Raw genomic sequence first — 12,618 nt, 5'->3', positions numbered from 1 at the left:
TGAGGACGGGGTGGTCGGACGGTCCGGCGGGGAACGAATCCTGGGGAGGGAGCCGCATTGCAGCCCAGAGTGAACACGACCATGGTCCCCGCACGTGATGCGGACAAGGCGGTACGGTGGGGGCGTGACATCTCGATCCGCAGTCCGAGGAGGGAGGCACCGATGATCCTGCTCCGTCGCCTACTGGGCGATGTACTGCGTCGGCAGCGCCAGCGCCAGGGCCGCACACTCCGCGAGGTGTCGGCGGCCGCCAGGGTTTCGCTCGGCTACCTCTCCGAGGTCGAGCGGGGGCAGAAGGAGGCTTCCTCCGAGCTGCTCTCCGCCATCTGCGACGCACTCGATGTCCGGATGTCCGAAGTGATGCGCGAGGTGAGCGACGAGCTGTCGCTCGCCGAACTTGCGGCGATGGCCACCCTCTCGGAGGGTGATCTGCTGAGGCCGGTGCTCGAACCGGTCCCGCTGCCGGCGCCCGGGGTCGACCGGATGAGCTCGATCTCGTCCAAGACCGCCGTCGACGTCGTGGCGGCCTGACGGACTTCGCCCTCCCCGGGCTGCGGCCGCCAGGCTGAGCAGGGTCTAGGAGGCCGAAGTGCGGAGTTTCGCTGCGCTGCTCGACGTCGTGCTGCGCACGGCAGGGCCGTCTCTCGGCCGGCTGGTGGGCCGAATAGCCCCTGGTCGGCGCTGGGCGGTGGGTCTGTTCCTCGCTGTGCTCTGTGCGTCCGTGCTGCTCGGCAGCGGCCTGCGGGGCGGCAGCGTCGGGCTGATCGCCGCCGGCGGCTGGAGTCTCGGGCTGGTGCCCGTTCACAGCAACCGCGCACTGACCGGCCCCCGGCGACGTCCGGCAGCCCCGCCGTCGGTGCTCCCGTCTGTTGGTGCTCCCGTCAGCTCCGGAGGCGTAGACCCCGGGGCGTCGGGTGGAAGCCCGCCGCCTCCAGCGCCTGGCCGAGCGGGGACGTGAGCGCGGGGACGCCGTTGGTGCGCTCCACCGTCACGGAGCTGCCGAGGGCGCCCGCCCGGACGGCCCCGGCCAGTGCCTCGACGGCCGCCGGGTGCTCGCTCCAGGCCAGCAGCGACTTGCCGCCCCGCTCGACGTAGAGCGCCGGTGCGCCGTCGGCCAGCACGACCAGCGCGCCCGCCTTCCGGCCCGGCCGGTGCGCCGGGCCCTCTCCCGCCGTCGGCAGCTCGGGCCAGGGCAGCGCGGCGCCGTACGCGTTGGCCGGGTCGGCGGCGGCCAGCACGAGGAGCTGCGGCGGTTCGGCGTCGGCGGCACCGGGCCATCCGGCGGCGCCCGCGCGCTCCAGGCGGCCGTTCACCGCGCGCAGGCGGTCGGCAGCGCCGTCCATCGCGAACTGAGCGCCGCCCAAACCCTCCACGAAGTAGCCCCGGCGGGCCCGGCCGCGCTCCTCGAACGCAGCCAGCACCCGGTAGACCCCGGCGAAGCCACCCGGCACCCGCTCGGCGACCACCGAGCCCCGGGTGAGCACCCCGTGCCGGTCGAGCAGGCTCTGCGCCTGGGCGGCGGCCCGCACCGTCGGATCGGTGGCGTACTCGGGCAGCAGCGACCACCTGCCGGCCGCCGTCGGCGGGCCTGAGCGGAGCGCTCCGGCCCGGCCGGCCTGGCTGCGCCCCACGACGCCGTAGCGGCCGCGTGGGGTGGCTCTGGGGGCCCGGTGGGCGGTCGCCCCGGCCGTCCGGCCGGAGCCGAGCAGGGCGCGCAGCGGGGCCAGGGTGTCGTTGGTGACGTACCCGGCCCAGACCAAGTCCCACAGGGCCGTCACGATCTCCGGCTCCGGCGTCTCGGGCACCCGCTCGGCGAGCTGGCGGAAGAACAGGCCGTACCCGCCCGAGAGGGCCTCCAGCAGGGCCGTGTGCACGGGTGTCAGGGCGGGCGGGACCGGCTCGGGGCGGAGCAGGTCGGCGAACTCCGGCAGGTGCAGGCTCACCCAGCCGTCCTGCCCCGGCAGGGCGCCCGCGCCGGACCAGCCGACCTCGCCGGCCGCCGTGAGCTCGTCCAGCAGCTGCGGGCGGTAGTCGGTGAGCCGGGCGGGCAGGATCAGCTTCTCCAGGGCGGAGGCGGGCAGCGCGACCCCCTGGAGCTGCTCGACCACCCGCAGCAGGCCGTCCGGCCCGCGCAGGCGGTGGCCACCCAGGTGCTGCCACTGCGGGAGGAAGGCCGCCAGCGCGCGCGGCGGCACCGCCTCGACCTCCTGGCGCAGCGCGGCCAGCGAGCGGCGGCGCAGGCGCCGCAGCACCTCGGCGTCGCACCACTCGGCGGCGCCGGTGTGCGCCTCGCCGGGCCGGAACTCGCCCTGGACGAGCCGGCCCCCGGCGGTGAGCCGGTGCAGGGTGCCGATGACGACGGCGGTGCCCAGGCCGAAGCGGGTGGCGGCGTCCAGCGCGGTGAACGGGCCGTGGGTGCGGGCGTACCGGGCCAGCAGATCGCCCAGCGGGTCCTTGACGGGCTCGGTGAAGACCTCGGGCACGCCGACCGGCAGGGGGGTGCCGAGGGCGTCGCGCAGCCGTCCGGAGTCCTCGATCGCGGCCCACCGCTGCTCGCCGCCGATGCGGACCTCGACGGCCCGCCGGGCGGCCTGGAGCTCGACCGCCCAGGCCGGCTCGGCGCCCCGGGCGGTGAGCTCGGCGGTGCTGAGCGGGCCGAGCAGGCGCAGCGCGTCGGCGACGCCTTCGAGGTCCTTGATCCGCCGGTCGGGGGTGAGGCGCTGGAGCTCGGCCTCCAGCTCGGCGAGCACGGCGGGGTCGAGCAGCTCGCGCAGCTCGGCCTGGCCGAGCAGCTCGGAGAGCAGCCGGGAGTCGAGCGAGAGCGCGGCCGCCCGGCGCTCGGCGAGCGGGGAGTCGCCCTCGTAGAGGAACTGGGCGACGTACCCGAAGAGCAGCGAGCGGGCGAAGGGGGAGGGCTCGGGGGTGGTGACCTCGACCAGGCGGACGGCTCGGGACTCCAGATCGCCCATCAGCTCGACCAGGCCCGGCACGTCGAAGACGTCCTGCAGGCACTCCCGGACGGCCTCCAGGACGATCGGGAAGGAGCCGTACTCGGCGGCGACCTCCAGCAGTTGGGAGGCCCGCTGGCGCTGCTGCCAGAGCGGTGTGCGGCGGCCGGGGCTGCGGCGGGGGAGCAGCAGGGCGCGCCCGGCGCACTCGCGGAAGCGGGCGGCGAAGAGCGCGGAGCCGCCGACCTGGTCGGTGACGAGCTGTTCGATCTCGGCGGAGTCGAAGAGGGCCGCCTCGGCGCCTACGGGCGCTTCGTCGGGGGTCGATTCACTCGACGGGCCCCTCACATCGAAGTCGGCGAGCAGGTCGGCGTCGGGGAGGCGGAGCACGATGCCGTCGTCGGCGTGCATCACCTGCGGGTCGAGGCCGTGCTTCTCGCGCAGGCGGGCGCCGAGTGCGAGCGCCCAGGGGGCGTGCACCTGGGCACCGAAGGGGGAGTGGATGACGATCCGCCAGTCGCCGAGCTCGTCGCGGAAGCGCTCGACCACGATGGTGCGGTCGTCGGGCAGGTGGCCGCAGGCGGTGCGCTGCTCGGTCAGGTAGGAGAGCAGGTTGGCCGCCGCCCAGTCGTCCAGACCGGCGTGGTGGAGGCGCTCGGTGGCCAGCTCCGGCGTCAGTGCGCCCAGCTCGCGGACGAAGGCGCCGAGGGCCCGGCCGAGCTCGAGCGGGCGGCCGAGGCTGTCGCCCTTCCAGAACGGGAGCCGCCCGGGGACGCCGGGGGCGGGCACGACCAGCACCTTGTCGTGGGTGATCTCCTGGATGCGCCAGGAGGTGGTGCCGAGGGTGAAGACGTCGCCGACGCGGGACTCGTAGACCATCTCCTCGTCGAGCTCACCGACGCGGCCGCCGCCCTTCTTGGGGTCGGCTCCGGCGATGAAGACGCCGAACAGACCCCGGTCGGGGATCGTGCCGCCGGAGGTGACGGCCAGCCGCTGCGCGCCGGGGCGGCCGGTCACCGTACCCGCGACGCGGTCCCAGACCAGGCGGGGCCGCAGCTCGGCGAAGGCGTCGGAGGGGTAGCGGCCCGCCAGCATGTCGAGGACGCCGTCGAAGGCCGACTGCGGGAGGGTGGCGAAGGGGGCGGCCCGGCGGACCAGGGCGAGCAGGTCGTCCACGTCCCAGGTGTCCAGGGCGGTGATCGCGACCAGCTGCTGGGCGAGGACGTCGAGCGGGTTGCGCGGGACGCGCAGGGCCTCGATCAACCCGGCCCGCATCCGCTCGGTGACGACGGCGGACTGGACGAGATCGCCCTTGTACTTGGGGAAGACCACGCCGGTGGAGACGGCCCCGACCTGGTGGCCCGCCCGGCCGACCCGCTGGAGGCCGGAGGCGACGGAGGGCGGTGACTCGACCTGGACGACCAGGTCGACGGCGCCCATGTCGATGCCGAGCTCCAGGCTGGAGGTCGCGACCACGGCGGGCAGCCGACCGGCCTTCAGCTCCTCCTCGACGAGCGAGCGCTGCTCCTTGGAGACCGAGCCGTGGTGTGCCCGCGCCAGCACGGGCGGGGCGCTCCGGGCGGCCCCCGAGCCGCCCATCAGCTGGGCGGGGGCGTGCGCCTCGGGCAGCGGGGTGCCGGTGGCGCGCTCGGCGGCGATCTCGTTCAGCCGGTTGCAGAGCCGCTCGGCGAGGCGGCGGGAGTTGGCGAAGACGATGGTCGAGCGGTGGGCCTGGACGAGATCGGCGATCCGCTCCTCGACGTGCGGCCAGATGGACGCCTGCCGGGCCGGGTCGTCGCCGGCGGCCGCCGGGAGCTCGTCCAGATCGGCGACCGGGACGACCACCGAGAGGTCGAACTCCTTGGCGGCCGGGGGTTGGACGATCGCGGCGCCGCGCTGCGGGCTGAGGAACCTCGCGATCTCGTCCACCGGCCGGACGGTGGCGGAGAGCCCGATCCGGCGGGCCGGGCGCTCCAGCAGCTCGTCGAGCCGCTCCAGGCTGAGTGCGAGGTGGGCGCCGCGCTTGGTGCCCGCGACGGCGTGCACCTCGTCCAGGATCACCGTGTCGATGCCGCGCAGTGCCTCCCGGGCGGCGGAGGTGAGGAGCAGGAAGAGCGACTCCGGGGTGGTGATCAGGATGTCCGGCGGGTGGGTGGTGAAGCGGCGGCGGTCGGCCGCCGGGGTGTCACCGGAGCGGATGCCGACCTGCACCTCGGGCTCGGGCAGGCCGAGCCGGACGGCGGCCTGGCGCAGCCCCGCGAGCGGGGCGCGCAGATTGCGCTCGACGTCGACCGCGAGGGCCTTGATCGGCGAGATGTAGAGGACGCGGCAGCGGTGCTTCGGGTCCGCCGGGGGCGCCGAGTGGCTCAGCCGGTCGAGGGCGGAGAGGAAGGCCGCGAGGGTCTTCCCGGAGCCGGTCGGCGCGACCACCAGGACGTCCGTCTCCCGGCCGATCGCCGCCCATGCCTCGCTCTGGGCCTGGGTGGGCGCGGCGAAGGCGCCCTCGAACCAGGCCCTGGTCGCCGGGGCGAAGCCGGCCAGGGCGTCCGGTGAGCTGTGTCGCGCCATGCCCCCATGGTGCCCGCCGGGACTGACAACGGAGCTGCGGGGCCACGTGTCGGTGCGTACCGACCCTGGAGCTGATCAGGCAAGTAGGACAATCCGCTCATATGGTGATGTATCAGGTCCGCATCCGGGACGGGCCCGAGGAGCGGAGGCCACGCGATGCAACGGGTGCGCCCGACCGGAGGCTCCGCCGCGCGGCACCGTGCCCCGACCCGCGCCCCCGCCCGCGTCCTGCTGGTCATGCTGCTGATCGCGCTGCTGGTCGGCGGCGCCGTGCCGTACGTCGCCGGGCCGGGCCGCGCCTACCTCAGCTACCTGGTGCTCGCCGACCGCCAGGACGCCCAGGGCGCCGAACTCGCCGCCGGGCAGGCCCGGGTGGCGGGCGGACGGGTCGTCCAGGAGTACCCGCAGATCGGCGCCGCCCTCGCGTACTCCACCGGCGGGTTCGCCGACCGCCTGCGCGGGCGGCCCGGCATCGCCGCCGTCGGCGCGACCCGGACGGCCGCCGTCGCCGGGCCCCCCGGACCGCTGGCCGGGGCCGGGGACTTCCGGCGCAGCACGGGCGGGGCAGCAGCCGGGGCGGCGGACGGGGTGGCCGACGGCGAGACCGGGCTGCCCGATCCGGACGAGTCCACCGACTGGAACCTGACCATGATCGGCGCCGTCGACCACCCGGCCGGCTCGGCCGCCCTGCTGCGCAGCCCGTCGGCCGACCGCACCGCGCTCTCGGCGCAGGCGCTGCGGCGGGTGCTGGTCGCGGTGCTCGACTCCGGCGTCGACGACACCCACCCCGATCTGCGCGGCGCCGTCGACCCGTACGCCTCCGCCTCCTGCGCCGACGGCCGCCCCGACGCCAGAGCCGGCGCCTGGCGGCCCGACCACGGGGTCGGCGAGAGCGGGCACGGCACCCATGTCGCCGGGATCGTCGGCGCCGTCCGGGACGGCAAGGGCGTCTCCGGGGTCGCGCCGGGGGTGCGGATCGCCGCCGTGCGGCTGCTCGGGCCGCTCGGGCAGTACTACGCCGAGAACATCGTCTGCGGGCTGCTCTGGGCGACCGACCACGGCGCCAGGGCGATCAACGACAGCTACTTCGCCGACCCCTGGAAGTACAACTGCCCCGAGGACCAGGACCAGGCCGCGCTGATCCTCGCCGTCGGCCGGGCCGTCGCCTACGCGCAGCGGCAGGGCGCGGTGGTCGTCGCCTCGGCGGGCAACGACGCGCAGGACCTCGGCGCCGCCCGGACGGACCGGCGCAGCCCGAACGACCGCCTCTCCGGGCCGCCGCAGACGCGGTACCTGGGCACCGAGTGCATCCGGCTGCCCGGTGAGCTGCCCGGCGTGGTGACGGTCGGCGCGGTGGACCGCAGCGGGCTGCCCTCGGCGTACTCGAACTTCGGCGGCGACCGGATCACCCTCGCCGCCCCCGGCGGTGACCCGGACGGCGGGGCTCGCGGCGCGATCGTCTCCGACTGGCCGGGCGGTGAGTACGTCGCCCTGGCCGGGACCTCGATGGCCGCCGCCCACGTCACCGGCGCCGTCGCGATCGCCGCCGCCGAACACCCCGGCTGGGGGCCCGACCAGCTGACGGCGTTGCTGGAGCAGGCGGCGGCCGGCAACTGCCCCTTCGCCCCGGGCGCCTGCGCGGACCGGCGGTATTTCGGGGCCGGGGTGCTGGCGCTGCCGCGCTAGGCCGGGCCCTGGGCCTTGGGGCCTCCCGGGAATGCGGCCGGATCGCGGATACTGGGCGAATGAGGTTGACGGAGTTCTGGCGGCGGATGAACGAGCACTTCGGCGAGGCGTACGCGGAGTCGTTCGCTTCCGACCACCTGATGAGCGAGCTGGGCGGGCGGACCGTCCGGCAGGCGCTGGAGGCGGGCTGGGAGGCCAAGGAGGTCTGGCGGGTGGTGTCCCGGACGCAGGGGGTCTCGGCGCTGCTGCGCTGAGCCGCGCGGAGACCGAGGCCGGCTGCCGCCGACCGGCCGACGGCCCGTGAGATTGTCGGACCCCGATGTCCGGTTGGCCCGGTTTCGGCCGGTTGATGCGTGAGACTGTGCGGGTGGTCAGTACCTCTCCTCCCCAGCAGCAGGACCGGAATTCTCCCGACGACGCCCCGCGCGACGGCACCCCGCGCCGGGGCGAGGCGATGCCGCGCTGGCTGCCCAGGGCGATGTTGACGGCGCTCCTGCTGGTCGGTGTCTTCCAGCTCGCCGACTGGGCCTTCCACCAGCTGATCGACCTCTTCGTGATGCTGTTGGTCTCGTTCTTCCTCTCGCTGGCGATGGAGCCGGCCGTCGACCGGATGGCGGCCCGGGGCGTGCGGCGCGGTCTCGGCACCTTCCTGGTCTTCATCGCGCTGGCCGTCGCCATCGCCGGCTTCCTGGCCGCGCTCGGCACGCTGCTGGTCGACCAGGTGGGCAAGATCGCCTCGGACCTGCCGCACCTGGTCGACAACCTGATCGACTGGATCAACCGGACCTTCCACCAGGACCTCTCGCTCGACCAGCTCCAGCAGAAGGTGCTCAAGGACTCCGGGGCCATCGAGAAGTACGCCCAGCAGGCGGCCGACAACGTCTGGGGCCTCTCCAGCACCTTGGTCGGCGGGCTCTTCCAGGCCTTCACCGTCGGCCTCTTCACCTTCTACTTCACCGCCGACGGCCCCCGGGTGCGCCGGACGCTCTGCTCGTTGCTGCCGCCCGCCAAGCAGGCGGAGGTGCTCCGGGCCTGGGAGATCGCGCTGGCCAAGACCGGCGGCTACCTCTACTCGCGGACCCTGCTGGCGATCGCCTCGACCGTCGCGCACTGGATCATGTTCGCCGTCCTCGGCCTGCCGTACGCGGGTGCGCTCGCGGTCTGGGTGGGCGTCATGTCGCAGTTCGTGCCGACCATCGGCACCTATCTGGCGGGAGCGCTGCCGGTGGTGGTCGCGCTCACCGTGCGGCCGGTGGACGCGGTCTGGGTGCTGGGCTTCGTGATCGTCTACCAGCAGATCGAGAACTACCTGCTGCACCCGAGGATCACGGCCCGGACGGTGGACGTGCACCCGGCGGTGGCCTTCGGAGCCGTGATCGCCGGGGCGGCGCTGCTCGGCGCGGTCGGCGCGCTGATCGCCATCCCGGTCGCGGCCACGCTCCAGGGCTTCGTCGGCACGTACGTCCGCCGGTACGAGGTGGCGGTCGACCCGAGGATCGACCGGGGGGAGGAGCGCAGGAGGGCCGCCAGGGAGCGCAGGCGGCGTACCGTGCGCCGGTTGCGGCAGTTGGTTCGAGGCGATTCTTGGGACGACTCCGCAGGTCAGGGGCGTGAGGGTCGAAAGAAGTAGGTCATTTCGTTCGATTCGAACAAATGTTCCTTATACTGTTCGGCGACAAGTTGTCCACAGGCTGAGCCCGTCCGGGGCCGATTGTCGGTGGGACGCGCTAGCGTCGAGCACGATGAAGCGCACAGCACAGAACCCGAGGGTGGAAGCCATGGCAGGCACGGACCGCGAGAAGGCTCTTGAGACCGCACTCGCCCAGATTGAGCGGCAGTTCGGCAAGGGTTCGGTGATGCGCCTCGGTGAGAAGGCCAACGAACCGATCGAGGTGATCCCGACCGGCTCCACGGCGCTCGACGTGGCGCTCGGCGTCGGCGGTCTGCCGCGCGGCCGGGTCGTCGAGATCTACGGCCCGGAGTCCTCCGGCAAGACCACGCTGACGCTGCACGCCGCGGCCAGCGCCCAGAAGCTCGGCGGCACGGTCGCCTTCGTCGACGCCGAGCACGCCCTCGACCCGGAGTACGCGAAGAAGCTCGGCGTCGACACCGACGCCCTGCTGGTCAGCCAGCCCGACACGGGCGAGCAGGCGCTGGAGATCACCGACATGCTGATCCGCTCCGGCGCGATCGACCTGGTGATCATCGACTCGGTCGCGGCGCTCGTGCCCCGGGCCGAGATCGAGGGTGAGATGGGTGACTCGCACGTCGGTCTCCAGGCCCGCCTGATGAGCCAGGCGCTGCGGAAGATCGCCGGTGCGCTGAACCAGTCGAACACCACCGCGATCTTCATCAACCAGCTGCGCGAGAAGATCGGCGTGATGTTCGGCTCGCCGGAGACCACCACCGGTGGCCGCGCGCTCAAGTTCTACGCCTCCGTGCGTCTCGACATCCGTCGGATCGAGACCCTGAAGGACGGCACCGAGGCGGTCGGCAACCGCACCCGCGTCAAGGTCGTCAAGAACAAGGTCGCCGCGCCGTTCAAGCAGGCCGAGTTCGACATCCTCTACGGCCACGGCATCAGCTGGGAGGGCGGCCTGATCGACATGGGTGTCGAGCACGGCTTCATCCGCAAGGCCGGTGCCTGGTACACCTACGAGGGCGACCAGCTCGGCCAGGGCAAGGAGAACGCCCGCAACTTCCTGCGCGACAACCCGCAGCTGGCCGAGGAGATCGAGAAGAAGATCAAGCAGAAGCTCGGCATCGGCCCCAAGGTCGCGGAGCCCGAGGCCGCTGCGGCCCCGGCCGACGCCGACGCCGGTGCTGCCGACGCCGAGGGTGCGGCCAAGCCCATCACCGCGACGGCGGCCAAGACCGCAGCCGCGAAGAAGACGGCCGCTGCCAAGGCCTGACCCATTGAGGTACGGAGAGGACAACGGCGATCAGGGCCCGCCCGACTGGTGGACGGGCGGCCCTGAGCCCGAGGCGCCGGCGAGCCGGCCGGAGCCGGTGCGGCTGGACGGCCTGGGGGTCGTCCCGGCCTCCGGGCTGACCGGAGGGCGTCGCCGTCGGCGCAGCGCGCTCGCGGCCGAGCGGGAGCAGGAGCAGGGGCCGGAGCTGCCCGAGGCGCAGCCGGTCGAGGCGCTGCCCGCGTCGCCCGCGCGGCGGGAGCGACGCGAACGGCCGGAGCGCCCGGCCGGGGGAGCGGCCAGGTCGTCGGCCAAGTCATCGGCTCGGTCGTCGTCCAGGGGCGCGGCGGCGCGGGCCGAGGAGTCGCTCGATCCGGCCGCCCGAGCGCGGGACATCTGCCTGCGGCTGCTCACCGGCACCGCCAAGACCCGCAAGCAGCTGGCGGACGCGCTGCGCAAGAAGGAGATCCCGGACGAGGTCGCCGAGGAGGTGCTCGACCGGTACGAGGAGGTCGGGCTGATCGACGACGCGGCCTTCGCCGAGGCGTGGGTCGAGTCCCGGCACGCCGTCCGGGGGCTGGGCCGCCGGGCGCTCGCCCAGGAGCTCCGCACCCGGGGCGTGGCGGGGGAGCTGGTCGAGCAGGCCGTGGCGCAGGTCGACGCCGACGACGAGGAGGCGGCCGCGCGGGCACTGGTCGAGCGGAAGCTGCGGTCGACGCGCGGGCTGGACGCACAGGTGCGGACGCGGCGGCTGGTCGGGATGCTGGCGCGGCGCGGCTACTCGGAGGGCCTGGCCTTCCGGGTGGTGCGGGCGGTGACTGCGGAGGAGGCCGAGGGCGACGACGGGGACATGGAGTGGTGACGTCCGATCAGGGAGGAGTCGAGGTCGGGAGATGTCAACTCTCGATCGCATCTTGACCGTTTCGTGACCTGCACATAGCCTCACAAGCAGTGAGAGATCACTCCGAGGTAGCTCCGCGCAGCGCAGCTGCGGAGCGTGCAGGGACGGGGAGTGACGGCGGATGAGGATCGCGATGGGTGTCGGCTCGGTGGCCGCCGCCGGGTCGGCCGTGGTGCTCTGTCTGGTGCTGCTGCTCACCTGGCTGATGGTCCGTCGGCTCCAGGCCGCGCAGCGCCGTGCCACCGACGAGGCCGGCCGGGCCCGGGAGTGGGCCGAGGCGCAGGCCGCCGGGCTGCGGGCGGAGCTGGACCGTCGGGAGGAGCGGCTCACCGAGGAACTGCACCGGGTGCGGGCCAGGGAGACCGAGCTCGCCGGGCGGGCCGCCGAGCTCGAACGCCTGCATGAGGCCGCCCGCGAGCAGGTCACGGCGGAGGCTGCGGAGCAGCGCCGCGCGGTGGAGCGGGTCGCGGGGCTGACCGGGAGCCAGGCCAGGGCCGAGGTGGTGCGGGCGGCCGAGGTGGAGGCCCGCCGGGAGGCCGTGATCACCGTCCGGGAGATCGAGCGGCGGGCGCGCGCGGAGGGCGAGCAGCGGGCCCGGGAGATCATCGCGGGTTCGATCCAGCGGTTCGCCGCCGAGCAGACCTCCGAGACGGTCGTCTCGACGCTGCGGCTGGCCAGCGAGGACCTGAAGGGCCGGATCATCGGCCGCGAGGGGCGGAACATCCGGGCCTTCGAGGCAGTCACCGGCGTCAATCTGATCATCGACGACACCCCCGAGCTGGTGCAGCTCTCCTGCTTCGACCCGGTGCGGCGGGAGACCGCCCGGCTGACGCTGGAGGCGCTGCTCGCCGACGGCCGGATACACCCGGCCCGGATCGAGGAGATCCACGAGCGCAGCCGCTTCGAGGTCGAGCGGCTCTGCGTCCGGGCCGGGGAGGACGCCGTGCTGGCGACCCGGGTCGACGAGCTGCACCCCGAGCTGGTGCGCACCCTCGGCAGGTTGCGGTACCGCACCTCGTACGGGCAGAACGTGCTGGGGCACCTGGTGGAGTCCGCGCACATCGCCGGGATGATGGCCTCCGAGCTGGGGGTGGACGACAGCCTGGTGCGGCGGGCGAGCCTGCTGCACGACATCGGCAAGGCACTGACCCACGAGGTGGCGGGCAGCCATGCGGCAATCGGTGCGGACTTCGCGCGGCGGCACGGGGAGTCGGCGGAGGTGGTGCACGCGATCGCGGCGCACCACGGCGAGGTGGAGCCGAAGACGGTCGAGGCGGTGCTGACGCAGGCGGCCGACGCGTGCTCGGGCGGGCGGCCCGGGGCGCGGCGGGAGTCGGTGGAGTCGTACGTCCGGCGGCTGGAGCGGCTGGAGGAGATCGCGGGCGCCCACGACGGCGTGTCGAAGGTGTTCGCGATGCAGGCCGGCCGGGAGGTCCGGGTGATGGTCCAGCCGGAGGTGGTGGACGACATCGGTGCCCAGCTGATCGCCCGTGAGGTGGCACGCCAGGTCGCCGAGGAGCTGACCTACCCGGGCCAGATCCGGATCACCGTCGTCCGGGAGAGCCGGGCCACCGAGTTCGCCCGCTGAATCCGTTCGCTGGGCCCG

Annotated in this window: 8 protein-coding genes; 7 read left to right on the top strand and 1 reads right to left on the bottom strand. The window is 74.1% G+C overall.

Annotation, left to right across the window (positions count from 1 at the left end; translation table 11 throughout):
• The first annotated feature begins 162 nt into the window (after positions 1 to 162).
• The gene (locus ACR68M_RS09605) at positions 163 to 531 is read left to right on the top strand and encodes a helix-turn-helix domain-containing protein (RefSeq protein WP_441250024.1); all 369 of its coding nucleotides are present in this window, start codon (positions 163 to 165) and stop codon (positions 529 to 531) included.
• Between the two features lie 350 nt (positions 532 to 881).
• Here ACR68M_RS09605 and ACR68M_RS09600 read toward each other — a convergent pair whose 3' ends face one another.
• On the bottom strand, positions 882 to 5,516 hold the full coding sequence (locus tag ACR68M_RS09600; RefSeq protein ID WP_441250023.1) for an ATP-dependent helicase: 4,635 nt from the start codon (positions 5,514 to 5,516) through the stop codon (positions 882 to 884).
• A 156-nt stretch (positions 5,517 to 5,672) separates the two neighbouring features.
• Between ACR68M_RS09600 and ACR68M_RS09595 the strand changes: the two genes are divergently transcribed.
• From ACR68M_RS09595 to rny, 6 genes are all read left to right on the top strand, one after another.
• On the top strand, positions 5,673 to 7,202 hold the full coding sequence (locus ACR68M_RS09595) for a S8 family serine peptidase (protein WP_441250022.1): 1,530 nt from the start codon (positions 5,673 to 5,675) through the stop codon (positions 7,200 to 7,202).
• A 59-nt stretch (positions 7,203 to 7,261) separates the two neighbouring features.
• Positions 7,262 to 7,456 (top strand): DUF3046 domain-containing protein, encoded by a 195-nt coding sequence (locus ACR68M_RS09590; RefSeq protein WP_441250021.1) that lies wholly within the window; start codon positions 7,262 to 7,264, stop codon positions 7,454 to 7,456.
• Between the two features lie 113 nt (positions 7,457 to 7,569).
• Positions 7,570 to 8,832 (top strand): AI-2E family transporter, encoded by a 1,263-nt coding sequence (locus ACR68M_RS09585; protein ID WP_441250020.1) that lies wholly within the window; start codon positions 7,570 to 7,572, stop codon positions 8,830 to 8,832.
• Positions 8,833 to 8,980: 148 nt separating this feature from the next.
• Complete coding sequence (recA, locus tag ACR68M_RS09580) at positions 8,981 to 10,114, top strand: recombinase RecA (RefSeq protein WP_441250019.1); 1,134 nt, start codon at positions 8,981 to 8,983, stop codon at positions 10,112 to 10,114.
• A gap of 4 nt (positions 10,115 to 10,118) precedes the next feature.
• Positions 10,119 to 10,973: a regulatory protein RecX gene (locus ACR68M_RS09575; RefSeq protein ID WP_441250018.1), complete on the top strand. Its 855-nt coding sequence runs from the start codon at positions 10,119 to 10,121 to the stop codon at positions 10,971 to 10,973.
• 160 nt (positions 10,974 to 11,133) lie between these two features.
• On the top strand, positions 11,134 to 12,600 hold the full coding sequence (rny, locus tag ACR68M_RS09570; protein WP_441250017.1) for a ribonuclease Y: 1,467 nt from the start codon (positions 11,134 to 11,136) through the stop codon (positions 12,598 to 12,600).
• The last annotated feature ends 18 nt before the right edge of the window (positions 12,601 to 12,618 follow it).

The organism is Kitasatospora sp. McL0602 (assembly GCF_052076145.1).
Classification (GTDB): Bacteria; Actinomycetota; Actinomycetes; order Streptomycetales; family Streptomycetaceae; genus Kitasatospora.
This window is presented reverse-complemented; position numbering and strand designations above follow the sequence as displayed.